Source organism: Carboxydocella thermautotrophica (assembly GCA_003054495.1).
In the GTDB taxonomy this organism is placed as follows: domain Bacteria; phylum Bacillota.
Window position 1 is genome coordinate 917,537 of record CP028514.1, and the last position, 21,714, is coordinate 939,250.

Annotated in this window: 24 protein-coding genes, 1 pseudogene and 1 riboswitch; of the genes and pseudogenes, 15 read left to right on the forward strand and 10 right to left on the reverse strand. The window is 48.8% G+C overall.

Going from position 1 to position 21,714, the window contains the following annotated elements:
• Nucleotides 1-77: 77 nt before the first annotated feature.
• Nucleotides 78-1,226, forward strand: a complete 1,149-nt coding sequence (locus CTH_RS04545) for a metallophosphoesterase (protein WP_159071829.1) — start codon at nucleotides 78-80, stop codon at nucleotides 1,224-1,226.
• A gap of 15 nt (nucleotides 1,227-1,241) precedes the next feature.
• Here the strand turns inward: CTH_RS04545 and CTH_RS04550 are convergent, their stop codons facing one another.
• The 7 genes from CTH_RS04550 to pduL all read right to left on the reverse strand — a co-directional run bounded on the left by CTH_RS04550 (nucleotide 1,242) and on the right by pduL (nucleotide 6,894).
• Complete coding sequence (locus CTH_RS04550; RefSeq protein WP_078665053.1) at nucleotides 1,242-2,444, reverse strand: NAD(P)/FAD-dependent oxidoreductase; 1,203 nt, start codon at nucleotides 2,442-2,444, stop codon at nucleotides 1,242-1,244.
• A gap of 93 nt (nucleotides 2,445-2,537) precedes the next feature.
• Nucleotides 2,538-3,644, reverse strand: a complete 1,107-nt coding sequence (thiH, locus tag CTH_RS04555; RefSeq protein ID WP_078665054.1) for a 2-iminoacetate synthase ThiH — start codon at nucleotides 3,642-3,644, stop codon at nucleotides 2,538-2,540.
• Nucleotides 3,645-3,655: 11 nt separating this feature from the next.
• Nucleotides 3,656-4,420 carry a thiazole synthase gene (locus CTH_RS04560; RefSeq protein ID WP_078665055.1) on the reverse strand — a complete coding sequence of 255 codons (765 nt, stop codon included), beginning with the start codon at nucleotides 4,418-4,420 and terminating at the stop codon, nucleotides 3,656-3,658.
• Nucleotides 4,421-4,424: 4 nt separating this feature from the next.
• Nucleotides 4,425-4,628 carry a sulfur carrier protein ThiS gene (gene thiS, locus CTH_RS04565; protein WP_200803466.1) on the reverse strand — a complete coding sequence of 68 codons (204 nt, stop codon included), beginning with the start codon at nucleotides 4,626-4,628 and terminating at the stop codon, nucleotides 4,425-4,427.
• A 5-nt stretch (nucleotides 4,629-4,633) separates the two neighbouring features.
• Nucleotides 4,634-5,377: a HesA/MoeB/ThiF family protein gene (locus CTH_RS04570; RefSeq protein WP_078665056.1), complete on the reverse strand. Its 744-nt coding sequence runs from the start codon at nucleotides 5,375-5,377 to the stop codon at nucleotides 4,634-4,636.
• Nucleotides 5,374-6,012, reverse strand: a complete 639-nt coding sequence (thiE, locus tag CTH_RS04575; RefSeq protein ID WP_107753206.1) for a thiamine phosphate synthase — start codon at nucleotides 6,010-6,012, stop codon at nucleotides 5,374-5,376. The genes CTH_RS04570 and thiE overlap by 4 nt, the downstream gene beginning before the upstream one ends.
• A 70-nt stretch (nucleotides 6,013-6,082) precedes the next feature.
• Nucleotides 6,083-6,197, reverse strand: a riboswitch (TPP riboswitch).
• A 34-nt stretch (nucleotides 6,198-6,231) separates the two neighbouring features.
• Nucleotides 6,232-6,894, reverse strand: a complete 663-nt coding sequence (gene pduL, locus CTH_RS04580) for a phosphate propanoyltransferase (RefSeq protein WP_318262812.1) — start codon at nucleotides 6,892-6,894, stop codon at nucleotides 6,232-6,234.
• Between the two features lie 141 nt (nucleotides 6,895-7,035).
• Between pduL and CTH_RS04585 the strand changes: the two genes are divergently transcribed.
• The 7 genes from CTH_RS04585 to CTH_RS04615 all read left to right on the forward strand — a co-directional run bounded on the left by CTH_RS04585 (nucleotide 7,036) and on the right by CTH_RS04615 (nucleotide 11,860).
• The gene (locus CTH_RS04585; RefSeq protein ID WP_078665059.1) at nucleotides 7,036-7,317 is read left to right on the forward strand and encodes an ACT domain-containing protein; all 282 of its coding nucleotides are present in this window, start codon (nucleotides 7,036-7,038) and stop codon (nucleotides 7,315-7,317) included.
• A gap of 17 nt (nucleotides 7,318-7,334) precedes the next feature.
• Nucleotides 7,335-8,693 (forward strand): PFL family protein, encoded by a 1,359-nt coding sequence (locus CTH_RS04590; RefSeq protein ID WP_078665060.1) that lies wholly within the window; start codon nucleotides 7,335-7,337, stop codon nucleotides 8,691-8,693.
• Between the two features lie 91 nt (nucleotides 8,694-8,784).
• Complete coding sequence (locus tag CTH_RS04595; RefSeq protein ID WP_078665061.1) at nucleotides 8,785-9,330, forward strand: O-acetyl-ADP-ribose deacetylase; 546 nt, start codon at nucleotides 8,785-8,787, stop codon at nucleotides 9,328-9,330.
• Between the two features lie 44 nt (nucleotides 9,331-9,374).
• Nucleotides 9,375-9,680 carry a DUF5665 domain-containing protein gene (locus CTH_RS04600; RefSeq protein WP_200803467.1) on the forward strand — a complete coding sequence of 102 codons (306 nt, stop codon included), beginning with the start codon at nucleotides 9,375-9,377 and terminating at the stop codon, nucleotides 9,678-9,680.
• An 11-nt stretch (nucleotides 9,681-9,691) separates the two neighbouring features.
• Nucleotides 9,692-10,216, forward strand: a complete 525-nt coding sequence (locus CTH_RS04605; protein ID WP_078665063.1) for a nitroreductase family protein — start codon at nucleotides 9,692-9,694, stop codon at nucleotides 10,214-10,216.
• A gap of 12 nt (nucleotides 10,217-10,228) precedes the next feature.
• The gene (locus CTH_RS04610) at nucleotides 10,229-10,900 is read left to right on the forward strand and encodes a TraR/DksA C4-type zinc finger protein (RefSeq protein WP_159071830.1); all 672 of its coding nucleotides are present in this window, start codon (nucleotides 10,229-10,231) and stop codon (nucleotides 10,898-10,900) included.
• A gap of 69 nt (nucleotides 10,901-10,969) precedes the next feature.
• Nucleotides 10,970-11,860 (forward strand): GGDEF domain-containing protein, encoded by an 891-nt coding sequence (locus tag CTH_RS04615; protein WP_078665065.1) that lies wholly within the window; start codon nucleotides 10,970-10,972, stop codon nucleotides 11,858-11,860.
• Nucleotides 11,861-11,903: 43 nt separating this feature from the next.
• On the opposite strand, the gene CTH_RS04620 is transcribed toward CTH_RS04615, so the two are convergent.
• Nucleotides 11,904-12,209 (reverse strand): DUF5671 domain-containing protein, encoded by a 306-nt coding sequence (locus CTH_RS04620; RefSeq protein WP_078665066.1) that lies wholly within the window; start codon nucleotides 12,207-12,209, stop codon nucleotides 11,904-11,906.
• 98 nt (nucleotides 12,210-12,307) lie between these two features.
• Here CTH_RS04620 and lspA point away from each other — a divergent pair, with 98 nt between their 5' ends.
• The 4 genes from lspA (at nucleotide 12,308) to CTH_RS04640 (ending at nucleotide 16,093) form a co-directional block, all read left to right on the forward strand.
• Nucleotides 12,308-12,766, forward strand: coding sequence for a signal peptidase II (lspA, locus tag CTH_RS04625; protein WP_078665067.1), 459 nt, complete (start codon nucleotides 12,308-12,310; stop codon nucleotides 12,764-12,766).
• Nucleotides 12,756-13,757: an RluA family pseudouridine synthase gene (locus tag CTH_RS04630; protein ID WP_174182988.1), complete on the forward strand. Its 1,002-nt coding sequence runs from the start codon at nucleotides 12,756-12,758 to the stop codon at nucleotides 13,755-13,757. The genes lspA and CTH_RS04630 overlap by 11 nt, the downstream gene beginning before the upstream one ends.
• Before the next feature lie 72 nt (nucleotides 13,758-13,829).
• A complete protein-coding gene (locus CTH_RS04635; RefSeq protein WP_107753208.1) occupies nucleotides 13,830-15,518 on the forward strand; it encodes an IS200/IS605 family accessory protein TnpB-related protein in 1,689 nt (562 codons plus the stop codon).
• A gap of 254 nt (nucleotides 15,519-15,772) precedes the next feature.
• Nucleotides 15,773-16,093, forward strand: coding sequence for an ArsR/SmtB family transcription factor (locus CTH_RS04640; RefSeq protein WP_107753210.1), 321 nt, complete (start codon nucleotides 15,773-15,775; stop codon nucleotides 16,091-16,093).
• 852 nt (nucleotides 16,094-16,945) lie between these two features.
• Here CTH_RS04640 and CTH_RS04660 read toward each other — a convergent pair.
• The gene (locus tag CTH_RS04660; RefSeq protein WP_278308392.1) at nucleotides 16,946-17,287 is read right to left on the reverse strand and encodes an ATP-binding protein; all 342 of its coding nucleotides are present in this window, start codon (nucleotides 17,285-17,287) and stop codon (nucleotides 16,946-16,948) included.
• Nucleotides 17,288-17,301: 14 nt separating this feature from the next.
• Nucleotides 17,302-17,699, reverse strand: a pseudogene (locus tag CTH_RS14355) (IS21 family transposase); the annotation flags it as partial.
• Nucleotides 17,700-19,219: 1,520 nt separating this feature from the next.
• Here CTH_RS14355 and CTH_RS04665 point away from each other — a divergent pair.
• The 3 genes from CTH_RS04665 to CTH_RS04675 all read left to right on the forward strand — a co-directional run bounded on the left by CTH_RS04665 (nucleotide 19,220) and on the right by CTH_RS04675 (nucleotide 21,704).
• Complete coding sequence (locus CTH_RS04665) at nucleotides 19,220-19,567, forward strand: Na-translocating system protein MpsC family protein (RefSeq protein WP_107753212.1); 348 nt, start codon at nucleotides 19,220-19,222, stop codon at nucleotides 19,565-19,567.
• Between the two features lie 427 nt (nucleotides 19,568-19,994).
• A complete protein-coding gene (locus CTH_RS04670; protein ID WP_107753214.1) occupies nucleotides 19,995-20,315 on the forward strand; it encodes a hypothetical protein in 321 nt (106 codons plus the stop codon).
• A 144-nt stretch (nucleotides 20,316-20,459) separates the two neighbouring features.
• The gene (locus CTH_RS04675; RefSeq protein ID WP_107753216.1) at nucleotides 20,460-21,704 is read left to right on the forward strand and encodes an IS4 family transposase; all 1,245 of its coding nucleotides are present in this window, start codon (nucleotides 20,460-20,462) and stop codon (nucleotides 21,702-21,704) included.
• Nucleotides 21,705-21,714 lie beyond the last annotated feature (10 nt).

The following is a 21,714-nucleotide window of genomic DNA, read 5'->3' on the forward strand; positions in this document are numbered from 1 at the left end:
CCTCTTGTATCTCTTTAAAATTTATGGCACAATATAGGGGCTAGATGCGAAAATGTTGTTACAAGGAGTGGCAGTTGGTGCGCCATAATGGTTTCTATATCTTTCTTGCCATTTTTTTAAGCATCTATGTTTTGCTTAATTATTACGTTGGCCGGCGGGGCTGGCTGCTGTTCAGTTACTGGTTCCCCTGGCTGGACAGAAAGTTTTACTGGGTTGTTTTCTGGTTACTGGCGCTTGCATATCTAATTGGAAGACTGGGCAAAAGGTTTTTACCCTGGCTGGACAGCTGGGGATTTACTATGCTGGGATCCTGGTGGATGGGAGCATTTTATTATTTACTCCTGAGCTTAATTATTTTTGATCTGATTAAATTTGTACTGGGACGGATGGGTTTATGGCCGAATTCGCTGACACCTATTCTAGGCCTGGGGCTTTTTCTGTTTATTGTCGGGCTGTTAGTCTACGGTTTTTACAATGCCCGCCAGCCAGTGGTGCGTACCTATGCGGTCAATATCAATAAGCCAGGCGGGCAACTGGACAGCTTGAAGGTCGTTATGCTCAGCGACCTGCACCTGGGACGGATCAATCACAAACAGCGTCTGGAACAGGCTGTCCGGCAAATCAATACCATCAAGCCGGACCTGGTGTTACTAGTAGGAGATATTATTGATGAAGATACCGCTCCTTTTATCGAACAAAAGATGGCGGACGCCTTTCGCCAGCTTCATTCCCGCTATGGGGTTTATGCTGTCACCGGTAATCATGAATATATCGGAGGTGAAGCGGAAAGAGCAGTGGCAGCCTTAAGGGAAGCAGGCATTACCGTATTAAGGGATGAGGCTGTATTCGTAGCAAACAGTCTCTACCTGATTGGCCGGGAAGATCAGGTAAAGGAACGATTTACCGGTAAAAAAAGAAAACCCTTAGCGGAAATAATCAAGAACCTGGACCGCCATAAACCCATGCTGCTGATGGACCATCAACCCCGGCAACTGGAGGAAAGTTTAATGGCAGGTATAGACCTGCAGGTCTCCGGACATACCCATCGCGGTCAGCTCTGGCCTAATAATTATTTAACCAGTCGTATCTATGAGGTGGACTGGGGCTATTATCGCAAAGGTTCGTTGCAGGTGGTAGTGTCTTCTGGCTATGGTACCTGGGGGCCACCTTTCCGCATAGGCAATCAGCCGGAAATTGTGGTTTTGCAGCTATCCTTTCAGAAATAAAAAAGGCTTGCTCCGTTAGGCGAGCAAGCCTTTTTTGATGACCAGGGGCAGTCCTCCCAGTTTATAGAGGTAGCGGATAGCTACTGCTTCTTTCAGAATATGACCGATCAGGCCAGTGGCCCGGTATTTTTTGACCTTACCCACAGCATAACGGCGTCCCAGGGACGCTACCACTCCCCGATGAATAAATCGGAAGGGAGTAAGGGGTTGCCCTGTCAGCAAGTTAACCAGGTTTTCCCCTACATGCTCAGCTTGCTGTAAAGCGACCTGAGCAGTAGGGGGGAGAGGTTTTCCTTCCGGACCGAATGGCAAAGAACAGTCACCGATGACGAAAATGTTTTCCCAGCCCTGGGCCCGGTTAAATGCATCCACAGGGGTACGGCCTCGCTGAACAGGGAAGCCGCTCGCTTCGACGACACGATTGCCCCGGACGCCGCCGGTCCAGATGATGGTACCGGTGTGGATTTGCCGGCCTGATTTAAGACAAACCAGCTCGGATTCCACGTGATGAATGGGGTCCTGGGTTATAAGTTCGATGCCTTTGGCGGCCATAATTTGAGCTGCCTGTTCACAGAGGAAGGCATCATTGCCCGGCAAAACACAGGGAGCAGCTTCGATATTAATGATTTTGGTTTTTTCGACCGGGATATCATAGCGACGGGCCAGTTCCGGCAACCAGTCGGCCAGCTCAGTAGCCAGTTCTACCCCGGTAAACCCGGCGCCACCGATGACGAAGGTCAGCAGGTGTTTTTGTTCTGGCTCAGCTTTGTAGCGGGCCAGGGCGTTGGCAATGTGAGTATGGATCAAGCGGGCCCCATTTAAACTGTGCAAGGTCAGGGCATGGTCAGCCAGGCCGGGAATGCCGAAATACTCTGGCTCACTGCCCAGAGCGATAATCAGATAATCATAGCTGAGGACAGTGCCATCACTCAGGTGTACTTGCTGGCGTTCCCGATCTATGCTGGAGACAATCCCCTTGTGAAACCGGACCCGGTTTAAATCCAGCACTTCTGCGATTTCTACCCGCACATCTTCAAAATCATTGCGTCCGGCGGCGGGTTCATGGATTTGCGCCAGAAACTGATGGTAAGAGTGTTTATTGACCAGGATTATTTCCGCCTGTTCGGGGGGCAGTTTTTTGGAGAGCTTTTTGGCGCAAATCATGCCTGCATAGCCTGCGCCCAAAATCAGAATACGGGGTTTTGTTTGCATAGTCATTGCCAGACTCCTTTCCGATATGTGAAAGTGTGTACTTGCATTAGTTGTTGCTAACAATTATAACCCCACTATTCCTATTTGGCAAGTATATTTTTAACAAAAACGGGGCCAGTCCTTGAAGACCGGCTGATAGCCTTTACTTAACAACATCCTTTTTATTTCTTCTACAGGTCTTTCATCAGCAACACTGAACTGTCCAGCGCTGGCATCGGCTTCAACGGCATAACCCCCAACAGTGGTTTTGGAACCGGCGGACATAGAAGTGATACCTAGAGGCACCAGGTGATCCCGCAATTCTGCTCGCTCTCGGGTGGAGAGGGTTAGGCCAGCCTGGGGCAGAAAAAGACGAAAAGCCAGGATTATTTGGACTAATTCCCGGTCACTGACCGGATAGGGGGGCTGACTGCCTGGCAGTGGTCTTAACCTGGGAACTGAAAGAGCGATTTCCACTTCCGGGTATTTTTTTTGCAAGTAATAGGCATGCAGTCCAGCCAGAAAGGCTTCCATCCGCCATGGTCCCAGGCCCAGCAGAGCACCCAGGTTGACCCGGCGCATGCCCGCCCGGCAAGCTCGTTCCGGTGCGTCCAGCCGGAAATGGTAATCCTTTTTGGGCCCGGCCAGATGATAGCGGGCATAAAGCTCAGGATCATATACTTCCTGATAGATGGTCAAACTGTCTGCCCCGGCTGTTACCATCTGCCGGTATTCCGCCTCGGTCAGAGGGTAAACTTCCAGTCCCAGAGAGGAGAAATAGGGTTTTAGTATGTTAATACATTCAGCCAGATACTCCAGACTGGCATGACGGCGCGATTCGCCGGTTAGCAGCAGGAGATGGCGAAATCCGGCGGCAGCCAGAGTTTGCCCCTCTTGCCAGACCTCTTCCCTGGTCAGAGTACGTCGGGGCAGGGATTGACCGGCATGAAAATGGCAATAAGTGCATTTGTTAACACAGTAATTGCTGAGATAGAGGGGTGTATATAAAAGGATATTACGACCAAAATGTTTCATGGTCAGGGCATGGGCCCGCTGGGCCATTTCTTCCAGTAGTCCGCCGGCAGCGGGGGAGAGCAGGAGCAAAAACTCCAGGGGATGGAGGGAGTTTTTGCCCAGCAAGGCCCTGATTTGTTCCGGACGGGCAGTTGTCAGCCGTTCTTCCAGATTGGCGGCGGTATAGGTTTGAGCATAATCGAAAAAACTCATTTTTATTCACCTCAATCCAGGAAACCGGTCAGGGGGGAGCTGGCCCGGGCCAGGCTGGATTCCGGACCCAGTCCGGCCAGATAAGCTGTTCGTCCCGCTTCTACCGCCTGCCGGAAGGCAGCAGCCATTGCCACCGGGTCCCGGGCAGTGGCTATGGCAGTATTGAGCAGGACGGCAGCGGCGCCCATTTCCAGGGCTTCAGCAGCATGGGAGGGACGGCCGATCCCGGCATCCACAATCACTGGAACCTGGCACTCCTCGATCATAATGCCAATCAGCTCTCTGGTTTTCAGGCCCCGGTTAGTACCAATAGGGGCACCCAGGGGCATGACAGCGGCAGCTCCGGCTGCTTCCATGGCTTTGGCCATCATCAGGTCAGGAGACATATAGGGCAGAACGGTAAAGCCTTCTTTGGCCAGAATTTCCGTCGCTTTTAAAGTTTCGTAATTATCAGGCAACAAATATTTCTGGTCGGGGATTACTTCAATTTTAATCCAGTCACCGCAACCAGCTGCACGGGCCAGACGGGCCAGGCGCACCGCTTCCTCGGCATTACGGGCTCCGGAAGTATTGGGCATAAGGATAATGTCTTTGGGAAGATAATCCAGGATATTATCTTCCGGGTGGGTAAAGTCCACCCGCCGCAGAGCTACGGTAACAACCTGAGCCCCGGCAGCGGCAATTACTTCCGGCATGAGGGTATGGGGCAATTTGCCACTGCCGATAAAGAGCCGGCTATTGAGAGTATAGCGACCGATTTGCAACTGATCAGCCATAGTCTTAACCTCCTCCTAAAAATTTCACGATTTCCACCTGATCGCCCGGATTTAATGCCACTTCTGCGAAGCGGTTGCGGTCGATAATTTCCCGATTTACTTCCACAACCACCAGCTGGGGATTGAGGTTTTTGCTGGCCAGTAAGGCGGCGATAGTAGTGCCCGCTTCAATCGAAGTCGGTTGGCCGTTCAGGAGAATTTCCACCATAAAACCTACCTCCTTTGACAGATGCATTCAGGCTTAACGGCAAAGGGCAGGGTGCGGGCCGTCATGTCGAGGCCATCAAAAATGAACAAACGTCCGGTCAAGAGCTGGCCGGCACCCAGCAAAAACTTTATCGCTTCCTGGGCCTGGATGGTTCCCAGGGTACCGGCGACGGCACCCAGAATTCCCACCGTTTTGCTGGTGGGAGTAATTTCCGGCGGGGGAGCCGCCTGGAAGAAGCAACGCAGACAAGGAGTCTGGCCGCCTGGCACCCAGGTCAGAGTTTGCCCTTCCCAGGCCAGGACACCGGCGTGGGAAAAGGGGATTCCCGCCTGAACACAGAGGTCATTGATCAGGAATTTGGTATCGAAGTTATCACTGGCATCAATAACAAAATCATATTGGTACTCCCGGACCAGGGTCAACAGATTATCAGCGGTAATGCGCTCCTGGTGCAGGTTAACCTGTAAATCGGGATAAAAGTCCTGCAGAGTGCGGGCGGCCGAGGTGGTCTTGGGCCAACCCAGGCGGTGACTGCCATGTAAAATCTGACGATTGAGGTTGGAGTCTTCAACCCGATCATTATCGGCCAGCCCCAGGGTGCCGACACCGGCAGCAGCCAGGTAATAGGTAACGGCCGAGCCCAGGCCCCCGCAACCGATAACCAGCACCCGACCCTGTTTTAATTTGGCCTGCCCTTCCGGGCCGATTTCCGGCATCACCAGCTGGCGTTCAAAACGTGAGCTATTCATGCCTTTCTACCTCCGGCCACGAAATTTTTCAGCTCCCGGGCGGCAGCTGTTACATCAGGGGCGGCTACCACAGCGGATATGACAGCTACATTGCGGGCACCGGCAGCCAGTACTTGCTGGATATTACCGGCATTAATACCCCCGATGGCAACAAAGGGGACAGATAATTCCCGGGCTACACGCTGTACCAGGCTCAGGCCTACAGGTTTTTCCGCATCGGGTTTGGAACTGGTGGGGAAAACGGGTCCAACCCCGATATAGTCTACCGGCAGTTTACTGGCAGCCAGGGCCTGTTCCCAGGAATGGGTGGAAAGGCCGATGATCTTATCTGGTCCCATGATTTGCCGGGCCATGGTAACCGGCAGGTCATCCTGGCCTAAATGCACACCATCGGCATCAACGGCCAGAGCAATATCCACCCTGTCGTTGACGATAAAGGTGGCTCCATAGCGGTGGGCCAGTTCCTTGAGGGCCAGACCAGCAGCTACCAGCTCGCGGCCGGACAGATTCTTTTCCCGCAGCTGTATCACGGTGGCTCCACCGACCAGGGCAGCTTCCATCACTGCCAGCAATTCCCTGCCCTGAGCCAGATGCTGGCCGCTGATTACATACAGGGATAAATCCAGTTTTTTCATGCACATCCTCCTCCCCTAAGAAATAAGCACCTGACCGGGTCGGTCAGGTGCAGTGTAAGCAAAAAGCGCTGATCTTTTCACCTACCTTCCCTCCGCCGGTATTATCCGTCTCAGGTTCAAAGGGTTAGAACGGTTCATCGCCCGTCCTTCTCAGCCCGGCTCAACGAGCACCCCCAGGTAGTATCACTATTGCTTTTTTTCATTATATACCAGAATCCATTAAGCAGGCAATAGTCTTTTTGCGATCACTAGAACCTGTTGTCCCTGTCTAATCCCGGCAGCATTGGCCTCATCGGTATCGAGATGAAAGTCGGGCAGATAATCCCTGGAAACCCTGACCAGGACGTTATTGAATACCACTTCTTTTTCCCCTTCTGCTAATATCTGCAGGCGATCCCCGTCTTCCAGGCCATGCTGCCGGGCGGTAGCCGGGTCCAGATGCAGGTGGGGTGCGGCCTTGATAACCCCAAAAGGCAGGTCGACAGAACCCCGGGGTCCCACCAGAACGATGCCGGGAGTACCATCCAGATCCCCGGAATCCCGAATGGGTGGATCCAGTCCCAGCTGATAAGCATCGGTGCCGGAGAGTTCCACCTGGTTATAAGGGCGGCAGGGACCTAAAATCCGCACTTCCTCCAGGACACCCTTAGGGCCGACCAGAGTGAGGGTTTCCTGGGCGGCATACTGGCCCGGTTGACTGAGGGGTTTGGCCGGAGTGAGCTGATAGCCGGGGCCAAACAGTTCCTCCAGGTCGCGCTGGGTTAAATGGATATGGCGGGCAGAGATACCGACCGGTACCGGCCAGGGCTCGGGATAGGGCTCCAGATAAGGAGAGATGAAAACAGGGGCGGCTATTTCAGCTGGCAAAATTTCTTCTCTCACCAAGGGATACACCTCCTCCATTGTTAGGTTTAACCGCGCAAGTATCTTGCATACATCTAAAAAAGACTTGTCAGCAGGTATGTACTTGTTATAACATAGTAACTATAAGCTAAAGTCTGTGCAGAAACAGGGGTGGTAAAAATGAAAAAATCCAATCGCGCTATTGTAACGGTATTAGGACAGGACCGGGTAGGTATCATTGCCGGGGTAACGGGAGTTCTGGCTGGCTATAATGTCAATATTCTGGACATTCGGCAAACCATTATGCAGGAATTCTTTACCATGATGATGCTGGTAGACCTGGAAGAGGCCACTATAGATTTTTCTGCCCTGGCGGCGGCCCTGGATGCCAAAGGCCAGGAACTGGGAGTGCAGGTTCGCATTCAGCAGGAAGATATTTTCCGCTATATGCACCGGATTTAAGAAGGGGGACGGCGAACATGCTAACCAACAGAGAAATTCTGGAGACCATCCGGATGGTGCAGGAAGAAAACCTGGATATTCGGACCATTACTATGGGCATCAGTTTGCGGGATTGTGCTCATGAAGACATAAAGGAAGTACGGCGGCGTATTTATGACAAAATCACGACCAGGGCGGCCCGGCTGGTGGCGGTGGGGGAAGAGCTGGAAAGGGAATATGGTATTCCCATTGTTAACAAACGTATTTCCGTTACGCCCATCGCTCTGGTGGGAGAAGCCTGCCGGGCCGATGATTATACGGAACTGGCCCTGGCGCTGGATGAAGCAGCCAGAGAGGTTGGGGTCAATTTTATCGGTGGCTTTTCCGCCCTGGTTCATAAAGGTTTTACCAAAGGGGATATTAACTTGATCAAGTCCATTCCCCGGGCACTGGCCCAGACGGAACTGGTTTGCTCTTCCGTCAATGTCGGGACTACCCGGGCAGGGATCAACATGGATGCTGTTGCCTGGATGGGGCAAATCATCAAAGAAACCGCTCAGCTAACCGCTGACCGGGATGGTCTTGGCTGTGCCAAGCTGGTGGTTTTTTGCAATGCTACTGAGGACAATCCTTTTATGGCCGGCGCCTTCCACGGGATAGGGGAACCGGAAACGGTTATCAATATGGGAGTCAGTGGTCCAGGGGTGGTCCGCAATGTGGTCAGCAAAATGCCTGATGCTGATTTCGGCACCCTGGCCGAGACCATCAAGAAAACTGCTTTCAAAATTACCCGCATGGGTGAGTTGATCGGCCGGGAAGCATCCCGCCGGCTGGGAGTGCCTTTTGGCATTGTGGATCTGTCTCTGGCCCCTACACCGGCCATCGGGGACAGTGTGGCTGATATCCTGGAAGCCATGGGGCTGGAAAGGACAGGTACCCATGGGACCACGGCGGCCCTGGCATTGCTCAATGATGCCGTCAAAAAAGGCGGTGCCATGGCTTCTTCCTATGTTGGTGGACTGAGCGGAGCATTCATCCCGGTCAGTGAGGATGCCGGCATGATCAGGGCGGCAGAAGCCGGGACCCTGACCATCGACAAACTGGAGGCCATGACCTGTGTCTGTTCTGTCGGACTGGACATGATAGCTATTCCAGGAGATACACCGGCGGAAACCATCAGTGCCATTATTGCTGATGAAGCGGCTATCGGCATGATTAACCAGAAGACTACTGCTGTACGGGTTATACCTGTGCCAGGTAAACAGGTAGGGGAAGTGGTGGAGTTTGGCGGTCTCCTGGGCAGGGCTCCCATCATGCCGGTACACCGGGAGAGCAGCGCTGCCTTTGTGGCCCGCGGTGGCCGGATTCCTGCACCGATCAATAGCTTGAAAAATTAATTGCAAATCCTCCCTCTGGCAGGGAGGATTTTTTGATATATTGTCATTAATTTTAAGGCCAGGATAAAATGGTAACCGGGGGTGATGTTTTGTGGAAAGAATAATCAACGGAATTAGGTTACGGCTAATTCAGGGGGATATAACCCAGCAGCATGTGGATGCTATCGTCAATGCCGCCAATAACGCCCTGGCCGGGGGTGGCGGAGTAGATGGTGCTATTCATCGGGCCGGAGGGCCACAAATTATGGCTGAATGCCAGGCCATTCGTACCCAAAGGGGACCTCTGCCCACCGGGGAGGCGGTGATTACCACCGGGGGCAAGCTGCCAGCCAGGTATGTGATCCACACCGTTGGACCCATCTGGCAGGGAGGAAAGGCCGGCGAAGCCCAATTGCTGGCAAAGGCGTATCAGAGCAGTTTGCGTTTGGCCGAAGAAAGGGGGGTCAGCACTATCGCTTTTCCTTCCATCAGCACCGGGGCCTATGGCTATCCTGTGGCGGAGGCGGCACGAGTCGCGCTGGGCACGGTAATCACTTTTCTGGAAAAAGCCACTACCCTTAAGGAAGTGCGGTTTGTCTTATTCAAATCACGGGATTTAGCGACTTACCAGGAGGCTTTGCAGGAACTGCTTCCATGAATTTTTCCCGGTACACGGGGGTAAACTGAGGGCAGAAACGGGGGATGGGCATGACGGAGCGTGAAACCTGGGCCCGGTTGGAGAGAAAAATCGAGGAACTGGGCCTGGCGATGGAAAAGATGAAACTGGCCGAGTATGTAGAACTACTGCGCAAGCCAACCCGCTTGCTTTATCTCAATTTCCTGGCCGGTATTGCCCGGGGGTTTGGTATGGCCATTGGCTTTGCCCTGCTAGGAGCGCTGCTGATTTATATCCTGCGGCGCCTGGCCATCTTAAACCTGCCCCTGATCGGCTCCTTTATTGCTGAACTGGTGAAAATTGTCCAGACCCAGTTACAAATTCGCCCATAGGAGGAAGCGGTATGACCAAGGATGTCTTTGCTGCTATAGCAGAACGGCGGAGTGTACGCCGTTTCAGCGGGGAAGCAGTGGCTGATGCCACCATTACCCGCATTCTGGAGGCAGCTCTGCAGGCCCCCAGTGCCGGCAATCTGCAGCCCTGGAAATTTTACGTGGTCAAAAAGGAGGAGAGCAAAAAGGCCCTGGGAGAGGCAGCCTGGCAACAGGAGTTTATCGCTTCTGCCCCGGTAGTGATAGTGGTCTCAGCACTGCCGGAACTGGTCGCTGCCCATTATGGGCCCCGGGGACGGGACCTTTATGTCATTCAGGACACAGCAGCCGCCATCATGAACCTGTTGCTGGCTGCCCATGCCGTCGGCCTGGGCAGTTGCTGGGTAGGGGCCTTTCTGGAGAAGGAAGTCAGGCGTATAATCGGGGCAGGGGAGGATGAGCTTCCGGTGGCCATTATTCCTCTGGGATATGCTGCGGAGGAATCTGCCAAACCGGCCCGGCGCTCCCTCAATGATTGTGTGGTCATCCTGGACTGAGGAGGCAGTATGATGGACCAGCAGTTTATGCAACAGCAAGCAGAAAGAATCAAGCAAGCGATGGCAGAATGGCAGGAAAGCCTGCGGGATTTACGGGAGGATGGCCTGGGACGTTCCTTCCAGGAAACTACTTCCGAACTCTCCCTCTACGATAATCATCCTGCTGATGTGGCCAGTGAGCTGTATGAACGGGAAAAGGAACTGGGAATCCAGGACAATTTCGAAGTCCTGCTGTCCAAAGGAGAAAGAGCCTTACAGGCAATTGCAGCAGGCAACTACGGCATCTGCGAATTCTGTGGAGCAACCATTCCGCGCGAGCGGCTGGAAGCCATGCCCTGGGCTACTGCCTGTTTACGCTGCCAGCGCCATCAGGAACAGCTGGGCACCAAACGCCATCCCCGCCCCATTGAAGAGGATGTAGTGGTACCGCCCCTGGCCATGCAGAGCCATGATACCAATTTCCGGGAACTGGGCGATGCCGAAGATGAGCAGATGTTTGACGGGGAAGATGCCATGCAGGCTCTCTATCGCTGGAATGAACACAGTGATGCTGCCGGGGCAGGCTCCTATACCGGCGGTCTGGATTTTGACGAAAATGCTGGCTATACCGAAGATGTAGACCATATTCCCTATGACCGGGAAGATGGGGTGATCTGGGGTCAAACTCCCGGAGATGAAGAATAAATTGCTCTTGACGCCAGTGGATTTTCCCCCTTAAGATATTGACTAAGAATAATTTTAGGGGGAAAATTTGTGCAGGAAGTATTGCTGAATGTGATAAAAAGCTCAATCAATGAAATTTTAGCCGGTATGTATGATGCAGTGCGCATAGTTTGTTGTGCCAGCCATGACCAGTATATATTGACTGCTGATGGGGAACTGAAAAAGCAGGAAATCAGCTGTCATGAATTCTGGCAACGCCCTCACCCCTGCCAGAATTGCGTCGGCCAGCGGTCCAAACATTCCTGTGGGCAGGAGGAAAAGGTGGAAATCTATGAAGATAAAATCTTCCTGGTCGTTGCTATGCCCCTGGCCGGAGGCGAGTATGTGCTGGAAATCATCAAGGACATTTCCCATCTGATCGGTGCCAGAAATGAGATCATCCAGCGCTGTGAACAGCTGCGGGAACAGCTGGAGGTGCTGGCTCGCCAGGCTTATGTGGATAGCCTGACGGGCCTGTGGAACCGCCGCTACCTGGAGGAAAAATTTCCTGAGACCCTGAAAAAGGCCGGTCTAATGGGGAAACAGGTTGCCGTTTTGATGGTGGATATTGATCATTTTAAACAAATTAATGATACATATGGTCATAACTTCGGCGACCGGGTCTTAGAACGGGTGGGACAGATTTTACAACAGGGGATTCGCGGCCGGGATGCGGCAGTGCGTTATGGTGGGGAAGAATTTGTCGTTATTCTTTACGATGTGCCGGCGGAAGTAGCAGTGCGCATTGCCGAAAGGATGCGTAACCAGATTGCAGCCGAGGAGTTTCAGTTCTGTGACCGCCAGGTCCGGGTTACTGTCAGTATCGGTCTGGCTTTCAGTCGGGCAGACAAATCAGCTGAGGACTTGCTGGCCAGTGCTGATCGCCGCCTCTATCTGGCCAAACAACAAGGGCGCAACCGGGTGATCTGGACAGAAGCATAAAACAAGCCAGCCCTCCGCTTGCAGAATTTGCGGAGGGCCCATTTTATGCTTCCGAGCGCTGAATTTTATGCCAGTGATAGAGGTAAACCGGAGTGGCAACACCGAATATAGCCAGGGAGCTGATTAATTCTCTAATTCGATAGTAGCGCTGCCGTTCCTGTTCGAGTTGCAGTTCCTCCTTGCTGGCCTGGGTACTGATAGGATCTTTGTAAACTACCGGAGGAGGTTCGGGGTAAACGATATTGACCACTGCATCCACAACCCGGATGGCACCGATCACCATCATCATCAGGGTAGCAAAAGCGACCAGATATAGATAAATGCGGCGAATGTCCCAGTTGCTCGCCATTGAATTCACACTCCCTTCCTCTCTATTATACTATCAAGTAGCGGAGTTGTAAAAGCTATGATAAAATGAGGAGAGCGAAATTTTTTGGAGGGAAGAGAATGTTCTGGAGGCTTTTAGCGGGCTGGCTGGCCTTGGACCAGCTGACCAAATATCTGGTTTTAAATTATCTGCCGGAAGGCAATTCCATCCCAATCTGGCCGGGGGTGTTTCACCTTACCCATGTTTCTAATCCGGGGGCGGCCTTCGGTTTGATGCCCTTTAAGACGGGCCTGTTTTTGCTGGTGGCTCTGGTGGTAGTGGCTGTTGTCTTATTTTACCTGCCCCGGATTGGACGGGAACAGCTCTGGCTGCGGACTGCGCTGGCCTTGCAGGCAGCTGGTGCTATTGGCAATGCCATTGACCGCCTTAGATTTGGTTATGTAGTGGATTTTCTGGACTTTCAGGTTTGGCCTGTGTTCAATGTGGCGGATATCGGCATTACAGTAGGAGTGGGGATGCTGATCTGGCATTTGTGGCAACAGGAGAAAAAGGAGGAAGTATCAGAGCATGAAGGTTAATGAATTCTGGCCTGAAGATGAAGAGGATCTGGAATCTGAGGCTGAAACAGCTGAGGTGGAAGAACGAAGCTGGCAGGTAGAGCGAGAGTGGGCGGGCACCAGGCTGGATTTAGCATTGGCCAGAAAATATGATGATTTGAGTCGCAGTCGCGTACAAACTCTCATTGATGAAGGTCAGGTTCAGGTTAATGGTCAAAAAACAAAAGCCAACTATAAATTAAAAGCTGGAGATGAAGTCAATCTGCAGGTTCCTGCTCCTCGGCCCCTGACGGTAGAGCCGGAGCCCATTCCCCTGGAGGTGGTCTATGAGGACCAGGATGTAATTGTTATCAATAAACCCAGGGGCCTGGTGGTACATCCGGCGGTAGGTCACTGGACGGGGACACTGGTCAATGCCTTGCTCTGGCATTGCAAGGACCTGTCAGGTATCAATGGCCAGCTGCGGCCGGGGATTGTCCACCGTCTGGACCGGGATACTTCCGGCCTTCTGATGGTGGCCAAAAATGACTGGGCCCACCAGCAGTTGGCCCTTCAGATCAAGGAACGTTCAGTCAACCGCCGCTATCTGGCTTTAGTTCATGGTAATATCACAGAGCCAGCGGGAATAGTGGATGCACCTATCGGCCGGGATCCTAAAGACCGGCAACGCATGGCAGTTAACGTCAAAAACGGGAAACCTGCACTTACCCGGTACTGGGTGAAAGAGCGCTTTGGTGACTATACCCTGTTGGAATGTAAACTGGAAACAGGTCGCACCCACCAAATTCGGGTACACATGGCCTATCTGGGCTTTCCGGTAGTAGGGGACCCCAAGTATGGCCCCCAAAAAGCCCATTTTGGCCTGGCAGGGCAAATGCTCCATGCTTACCTGCTGGGGTTTAAACATCCGCGAACAGGGGAATATCTGGAATTTACTGCTCCACTTCCGGCAGAGATGGAGGACGTACTGGCACAATTGCGAAGAAGGTATGCAGCAGCTTCAGAAAACTAGACTATAATTATGGGACTATTATCCATTGGAGAAGCAGCAAAGTCCGGCAGGGTTTCGGGGAGCTGATCAGGAATGCCAAAGAAACACGAGAAGAACAAATTTAGCATAACTGTGTGCGGGGAGTTTTTTCCGGAGATTTACCCGGCTCACCGGTCTTCGAAGTGGAGCCGGGGCGAAGAAGACCCGCTGACTACGGAGATGCGTCTCTTCTGTGCCTGTATGCGGTGGGCCTTTAACCGGCTCCTGGAAGGTGCTTCCCGCCATGAAATCAAGAAATCAGGACAAGAACTTTTCGGGCTGAACTCCCGCTATGCGGATGATGCCAGACTTAAAGCACAGGCCCTGCTGGACTCCCAAACAGAACTGCTGAAGTTAGAAAATGAAGAAACAGAAAAGAAACTGGGCCGGGCCAGGAAGAAACTCAGCCTGGCTATGAGGAAACTGGCGAAGGCAGAGGAAAAGGGGGCTGCTTCAGAAGTTATTGAAAAGCTCCGCCTGGCAGTCAAGGGGCGGAACAAGCGGGTGGTTTCACTGGCAAAAAGGCTGGCTGAACTGAAGGATTACCAGGAGAAGGGTACAATACCAGAGGTAGTCTTTGGGGGCAGAAGGCTATGGGAAAAGGTCTGCCAGGGCCGGGCCGCCCGTGAAAAATGGCGGCACGCCCGCAGGAACCGCCTCTACTCCCGGGGAGACGAGAGCAAGGGAGGCAACCCCAACATTAAGATATTTTATGGCGGACAGGACTTCCGCCTGGCGGTTTCCCTCTCCCACCTTTCTGAACAGACAGGCATAGATAAACTTGGTCGCCCCAGGATGAGCCAGGCCCCCAGGGTTGAGGGTAAGTTGTGGCTGCCGGAAAAACACCGGGAACTGGTGCAGATATGGCTGGCCATGAAGTTACCCTATGCGGTAGAACTGATCCGCACCCTGGAAGGACGCTATTTGGTACATTTGACATTTGAACTGGTCAGGGTGCAGGAACCGGACTTTGCTAAAGGTTGTCTGGCTATAGACACAAACCCTGATGGGGTAGCCCTGTGTAACGTTAGCGCTTCCGGCCAACCGGAGCCGTGGCCGGAGGGCTTCAGTGTTCCTTATCCCGGCAACCTGGGCAAGTATGAAGGAGAGTTTCAGGTTATCCCTTACCCGAACGGCTTTCTTTATATCAGAATACCAGACTTAACCCATGCTTCCAGCTTCCGGCGTAGCTACCTGATAGGCGTTTTAGCCAAAGTAGTGGTAGATATAGCTTTCTTTTCAGGCAAACCCATTGTTTTAGAAAACCTGAACTTTGGCAAAGACAGACTGGACACTAATAAAAAGTTTAACCGCATGGCCTCCAATTTTCCATTTGCGAAAATGGTAGGGGCAATGTATCGGAGAGCGACAAAAGAAGGGGTGCCTTTCAAGTTAGTATCACCCCGGCATACTTCAACCATAGGTTACTGGAAGTATATGAAACGTTACGCCGTTCCGGTGCATTGCGCGGCGGCACTGGTTACAGGACGCCGGGCAATGGGGTTCAGGGAACGGGTGACTGAAGAACTCAGGCAACTGGTATCGCAAATCAAGCAAAACCTGACCCGGAAGGTTAATCCTGATAGACCTGGGGAAGGAAAAGGGATGACCCGTGGGGTCAGGGCCTGCTTGAGGCGGCTGGAGGAGAGGCTTTCTGTGCATAACGGGCTTGCCCAGAGTGAGCAGGAGGCGTATAACTCCGTCTGGCCTGACCTGAAGTTATTGGCCCTGTCCGTACGGTGACCCCGTTTAGCCGGTGTCGGAGAAACCGGTAGGCGTCCTAACAGGACGCGGGAGGCGGAGTTATACTCCCACCGGGAGGTCAGCATAAACCGGTGCAGTACTCCCGTCCGGGTGGAACTCCCGGGCCGAGGTCCCCTGTCGCCCTGCCCCGCGGGGGCAAATCAAGTATTCGGAAAGGAGGCGAAAGCCTGGTCTGGGGGCCGACTTGACTGAAAATAAAAATAGTCAAGTTTTTTGAACCAGGCAAGCTTAACATGGAGGATAAAGTATGGCGACTTCAAGCAGACATACTAAAAGCCCTGGCCCATCCGTTGCGTTTGCAGATACTGGAGAAATTGCGCCAGGGGGAAGTGTGTGTCTGTCAGCTTATTGCGGATTTACAGGCGGACCAGGCCAATATCTCCCAGCATCTGGCGATCCTGCGGCGGCAGGGCCTGGTGAGCAGCCGACGGGAAGGGAGCTGGGTACATTATAAAATAGTTCATCCTGAGGTTTTTGCGATTTTAGATCAGGTAAAAGGAATTTTGAGTCGGGAAGCGCAACAGAAAGCAGAAATAGTCAAAGCCGTCGATTGAAGGTCGACGGCTTTTTACGTGCGCTCGGCATAGGTACTGTCTATAGGGTGAAAGTCCCGAACGGTGTAGACAGCAGTAGCCGTAGCTTAAGACAAGGGTGTCCACCGTGAGGTGGAATCTGAAGGAAGTCGGCGGCAAACCTCCGGCCCGACGAACAGAAACCACATAAGAGGCTAGCGGCAGTTGGATGAGCTTGCGAAACAAAGCGAAGTCCTTGCTACCGAAGGCTGCCGAGAGTGAATATGGCGGGTAGATGGAGGGAAAGACAGCGCTCTTACCCGGGGAGGTCTGCTGGTAATGTCGGGGAACCCGATAACCCAGGTTGCAAGACATGTCAGAACCGGCAGAAGTTAGCAGAGGCCATAGTAGGCAGTACTGACGTCAGACTGGGATGAGAGTACCGATGCTAAGTATGGGGACGGAATGACCGTAGTGATGAAGCTCCTTGTGGGGCTTCCACTTGGATTTCTCCCTTAACATCGAAGTCGTAGGTTCCCACAAAGGGTCTACCCTTATCTTCTGTGTAGCATGGCTACTGCTCCCTAGCTGGATTATACGGTCTATGACGGTTGGGATTCCCAGTAACCTTATTCCGCCACCAGGTTTCGGAATTTCGACCCGGCGTACCGGTTGCGGTTTATAGGTTCTCGTGAGAAGTTCTTCACTTCTTTCAGCCCTTCACCCTTTAATGGGAGGGGAGCAAAGTGGGCGTGTTATTCAGTTTTGAACAGCGGTCAACCGCGAGGGGGGAACCAATGAACAAAACAATGCCTTACGAAATCTACAAACAAGTAGTACTGGAGGCATACCGCAGAGTAAAAGCGAATAGTGGCGCAGCTGGCATAGTAATAATTATGAGCCTTCTTTTTCTAAAGGAATATAGCCCCATTCATCGCAAATGAGCAGATCTAAATTCTCGAGTTGTTTAAGAAATTTCTTCAGTTCCCCGGATCTTTTGGTTTCCAGCAGCTGATTAACCAGAGCTGCAGTTCTGTAAAATTTAACTTTCTTAGCTCTACTACATGCCTCTACACCTATGGCTGTTGCCAAGTGTGTTTTGCCAGTCCCGACCGGCCCATATAATATCAAGTTTTCCTTCTTGTTTATGAAGGCGGTCGTCTTAATTGTTTCAATATCGATACTGTTAGGGATTTGTATATCATCAAAAGAGTAGTTCTCAAAAGTTTTGATCACATCAAAACAGGCATTTTTATAAATTCCGCCTGTCCAAAATCTACCTGGGCTTCTCCGAGCGGTTGTTCTAGTGGTTAATACCCTTCTTTCTGCCCGAAAAGTTCCAATTTCTTTTGAGCAACGTAGAACCTAACAATGCGGCTCGAGATTTCAAACTCTTCACCGAATTTTTCTTTAAGCCTATCATATACCCGTTGGGCAGTATGTCTCTGTTTGGGCTTTGCCTTTAAATTTTCTTGTAACTATTCATCAATAAGATATTTATATGGTTCAAGCTTGCTTTCCCTTTGCCGTCTTTGTTTTACCTCATTAAAATCCTCTTTACCGACGTATTTCTCTTAACTGTAGCAAAATCATGCCCAGTATCTCTGGCGATACTTCTTAGAGATTTTCTTTTCCTAATTGCCTGAATCTGATATCATAGATTTGATCCATTGCTAGTATCCTTTCTTTACCCCCTTTAGCCTAGTCAACTAAAGGGTACAGTTTTTGAGGGCTGCCGGTAATGTTTTTTTCAGTTTTGTGCTTGATTTTTAAATTTCCATTTGCTTGATTTTTATTTTACCGAAAACAACTATGCGCTGTCAGAAACGCCAAGTATATTCTAGGAAATCGAGGATGGCTAAGACAAAGATTGCGGATGTATGTTTGGAAACAGTGGAAGTGTGTCCGAACCAGATGCTGTGAACTGCGGGCCTTGAACTTGCCTGAGAGGCTTGTCCATATGATGGCCAACGCCCGTAAAGGCTACTGGCGTATGTCTCAACTATTGAACAAGCCCTGAGCAATGCCTATTGACAAAGTCAGGGCTTAAAGAGTTTAACTGAACGTTATCCTCGCATTCGTCAAGCTTGGTGAACCGCTGTATACCGAACGGTACGTATGGTGGTGTGAGAGGAAGAGGGGTTAAGCATTCCCTTCTATTGGATTTACCCCTTGGGAGAATAAAAAGCGTAAAATCCCGGGGGGTTGGGGGCAGCACCTCCAATATAACCGTAGTTTGCTAGCTTGGAAGGTGATTGCGGATATCGAATTTTAATCCGCCGATATTACGGCTCCTACTGTGGGCAAACCTTCATTTATGGACATTTTGAGATAATCACCAACTTATTCAGCCTGGCATCCGTCAGCTTATTCATGCGATTTCAATCATACTGTTAGGCTTATGAATTGTATGTTTTAAAATGAAATAAAGAGAATTTTGTCGATGTTTACAGAATTAAAAAAATAAAGAGTAAAAAGCGTTAAATTTGTTCCTTGAAAAAATTTTATAATAATTATATTCTGTAGTAGATGAGTGTGGGATAACTACAGGGCTACCTAATTATTCTTACTGGATCCCGTAAGGAAGAGTAGGAATTATTAGGGGCCTTTTTATGTTGAAAATTTAGTAAAGATAAGTTTAAAGAGTTAGAAGAGACAGATTTGCTAACGGTCACCTTTTTATTGATTGTGCCAATTTTCACTATAGCTATCTTGAGAAAGGTATTAGATTTTTGTCCGCCTTTGATGGAGAAAAAACACCCATACCCATATTAGAACCTTTAAAACTTCATATAGTAAAGGTGGCCATTATATTATAGCAAAGAAGAAGGTATTTGCTAGGTGCGGTCTTAAAGCATCTGGTAACGTTTACTAAACTTATTCTCTTATAGGTAGCTCGATGCTGGTTGAGTTTTTTTGGCTAGGACTTTACTAAATATATTAAACAATGTAAAATATTAAAAAATCACGAGAAACAAGGGATTTTATTGTTATTTGTAGTATATTTGTAGTATAGACAAATTAAATTTATATTTTTAGCCCATGGGTTTAGCAAAGCTACATGGCTACCTAATTATTCTTACTGAATCCCGAAAGGAGAAGTAAGAGTTATTAGGTAGCTTTTTGTTTTGATAAGGTAAAAAAAACAAAAAAAGGGGGATTTACAAAATGGATAACAACACAAATGTTCTTGAATTTTCTCTGGCCAAGAAGGTGAAAAAAATCTTGAATAAGGGACCTGAAGAAACATTTATTTTTTTTGATCATGGGGTGATAATAATAAAGCTTAAAGGACTGCTAAATGGTACCCAAAAAGAGCTAATAAAAAAAAAAACTGATTTTAATTTTATTACAAAAAAATTTTTAGAAATTATTATTAATGATTGTGTTTTAAAAGAGTTTATAGAAGAAGTTGAAGAGTTATATAAAGTTAAAGTTGAAGAACTTACTAAGAAAATTGACATGGAAAATGATATATGTAAAATAGTTTTATTTTACGAAGAAGCTATTGATTAAGAAGTAGTATTAGTATCTGAATTCGTGATTTTATAAATACATTGTGAAAAGATATTTAATGAACATTTTACATTTATTGGGCCGTAAGTAAGATAAGGCAAAATTACTCGAGTTACAAAATAATTTAAATAGTGCAGAATATTATTTCTTTTAGAAACAGAAAGGATTTCAACGACGTTTGTAGAATAATCTTTATATAATAAATAGCAGTTTTAATATTTTGCCCATGGGTTTGTAAAAGCTACAGGCTACCTAATTATTCTTACTGGAATCCCGAAAGGAGAAGTAAGAATAATTTAGGTAGTTTTTGCTTTTGTAAGGTAAAAAAATCAAAAAAAGGGGGAAGTCATAAAAGATGTAAAATGTTGAAAAGAATTTATGAATAAGGGAGATGTCTTAGGAATTATAAAATTTGGGAGGGGTATAAATGTTTGTTTCAAAACAAACTTTAACACATGACTGTATGGCAATTCAACAGCTACTGGATTCTATGCGTGAAAATGAGAAATTTGTCGACTTACAAAATAGTCTAATTAAAGTAAAAACAAATGAATTAAAAAAATTGGCATTTGAAGTCGTAGAGGTTATTAATAAACTTAATTCCGACTATAAAGTATGTAAAACTGAATATGAGAATTTAAAGGTTAATTTTGATTCGTACAAAAATAGAATATGCTTATTGTTAAATGATTGTTTTGATATAAATAATAATGACTCATTAGCAGTAGTGTTGCATAAAATTTTTTAAAATTTGTCAAGCTGGGAATTAATTCGATTTAACACAAAATAGGACGAATTATGCGTTTTTTAGCTGAGAAATATAAAAATCTCCTTTATAATAGAGATTAAGGGTAGTCCTTGCCCAAATCTCTAATATAAAGGAGAAGCTATAATGCAAGGCAAGGATATCACAAAATCCACATTTTTTCAATTGTTTCAGCCAATTTTTCACGAAAAAATTTTTCAGCTTATTAATAACGCAGGTGTTGACAAATACGTTAAAAAACTGACAGCACTTAAGCTATTCTATCTTCTGGCCTATGCCCAGTTAGAACAATTAAAAGGTCTACGGGATATTAGCAATAGCTTAAATAACGATCTTCAAAGTATATGCATTGCTCTTGACTCTATAAGCCATTCTCAGATATCACGTAGGCTGAACGCATTGCCAGTAAGCATTTTTAAAGCAATCTTTCAAGATCTTACGCGGCAAATTGGAGAGAAAGTTGGTTTCCAGAAAATCCGTAATTCATTGGGACGTATTTATCTAATTGATGCCTCGGTTATTAGCTTGTGTCTAAGCCGTTATCGCTGGGCAGAATTCCGTAAAGAGAAAGGCGGTATAAAACTTCATCTCAGGCTTAATTTGTTTGGGCAAGGGGTCCTGCCGGATTGCGCAACAATTACCACAGCAAAACATAGTGATAAGACAGAAATGGACAATCTGATAGTTGAAGAGAAGGATGCAATTAATATTTTTGACCGCGGCTATGTTGATTACAAGAAATTCGATCACTACTGTGAAAAAGGAATAGGTTTTGTAACTCGTCTCAAGTCAAATGCTGTGGTGTATGTGCAAAAAGAATTGCCACTTTCGCCGGAAAGCGAAATTAGCAGGGATTACATAGCTATCCTGGGCTGGGGTTCATCAAGAATGAAGCACCCTGTACGTCTGATTGAAACAACGGATACAGAAGGGAATCAAATTACAATTGTAACGAATGTCTTTGAAAAGACTGCCGAAGAAATCGGGCAGTTATATCGCTACCGCTGGCAGATTGAAATTTTCTTCAAGTGGCTCAAGCAACACCTGCACGTCAAACATTTATATGGTCTTGGTCAGCAGGCAGTAGAAAATCAGTTATATATCGCATTGGCAACATACTGTTTATTGAAGATGATCCAAATAAGGACAGGGTGTGAAGGCTCACTGCTGACTGTAAAAAGGCTTGTTTGCGCCTGTCTTTATGAGCCCTACGAGGTATTTAGGAAAAAACTATGTAAACAGAAAAAGCGAACGTCCAAAGGACGACGAAGACTAAATTACGAAGCAATATATGAGTTAACAGTAAGGCAAGTAATGGACGGAGAAACAAATTTTCTGAATGAAGTGAGTTATGACCCAATTATATTGTAAAGCAAAATGG

Bases quoted from the DNA above. Each gene is read 5' to 3' on its own strand.
- CTH_RS04550 (WP_078665053.1), bottom strand. From the start codon at position 2,444: ATGACTATGCAAACAAAACCCCGTATTCTGATTTTGGGCGCAGGCTAT.
- thiH (WP_078665054.1), bottom strand. From the start codon at position 3,644: ATGAGTTTTTTCGATTATGCTCAAACCTATACCGCCGCCAATCTGGAA.
- CTH_RS04560 (WP_078665055.1), bottom strand. From the start codon at position 4,420: ATGGCTGATCAGTTGCAAATCGGTCGCTATACTCTCAATAGCCGGCTC.
- thiS (WP_200803466.1), bottom strand. From the start codon at position 4,628: ATGGTGGAAATTCTCCTGAACGGCCAACCGACTTCGATTGAAGCGGGC.
- CTH_RS04570 (WP_078665056.1), bottom strand. From the start codon at position 5,377: ATGAATAGCTCACGTTTTGAACGCCAGCTGGTGATGCCGGAAATCGGC.
- thiE (WP_107753206.1), bottom strand. From the start codon at position 6,012: ATGAAAAAACTGGATTTATCCCTGTATGTAATCAGCGGCCAGCATCTG.
- CTH_RS04585 (WP_078665059.1), top strand. From the start codon at position 7,036: ATGAAAAAATCCAATCGCGCTATTGTAACGGTATTAGGACAGGACCGG.
- CTH_RS04590 (WP_078665060.1), top strand. From the start codon at position 7,335: ATGCTAACCAACAGAGAAATTCTGGAGACCATCCGGATGGTGCAGGAA.
- CTH_RS04600 (WP_200803467.1), top strand. From the start codon at position 9,375: ATGGGCATGACGGAGCGTGAAACCTGGGCCCGGTTGGAGAGAAAAATC.
- CTH_RS04605 (WP_078665063.1), top strand. From the start codon at position 9,692: ATGACCAAGGATGTCTTTGCTGCTATAGCAGAACGGCGGAGTGTACGC.
- CTH_RS04610 (WP_159071830.1), top strand. From the start codon at position 10,229: ATGGACCAGCAGTTTATGCAACAGCAAGCAGAAAGAATCAAGCAAGCG.
- CTH_RS04620 (WP_078665066.1), bottom strand. From the start codon at position 12,209: ATGGCGAGCAACTGGGACATTCGCCGCATTTATCTATATCTGGTCGCT.
- lspA (WP_078665067.1), top strand. From the start codon at position 12,308: ATGTTCTGGAGGCTTTTAGCGGGCTGGCTGGCCTTGGACCAGCTGACC.
- CTH_RS04630 (WP_174182988.1), top strand. From the start codon at position 12,756: ATGAAGGTTAATGAATTCTGGCCTGAAGATGAAGAGGATCTGGAATCT.
- CTH_RS04635 (WP_107753208.1), top strand. From the start codon at position 13,830: ATGCCAAAGAAACACGAGAAGAACAAATTTAGCATAACTGTGTGCGGG.
- CTH_RS04640 (WP_107753210.1), top strand. From the start codon at position 15,773: ATGGAGGATAAAGTATGGCGACTTCAAGCAGACATACTAAAAGCCCTG.
- CTH_RS04665 (WP_107753212.1), top strand. From the start codon at position 19,220: ATGGATAACAACACAAATGTTCTTGAATTTTCTCTGGCCAAGAAGGTG.
- CTH_RS04670 (WP_107753214.1), top strand. From the start codon at position 19,995: ATGTTTGTTTCAAAACAAACTTTAACACATGACTGTATGGCAATTCAA.
- CTH_RS04675 (WP_107753216.1), top strand. From the start codon at position 20,460: ATGCAAGGCAAGGATATCACAAAATCCACATTTTTTCAATTGTTTCAG.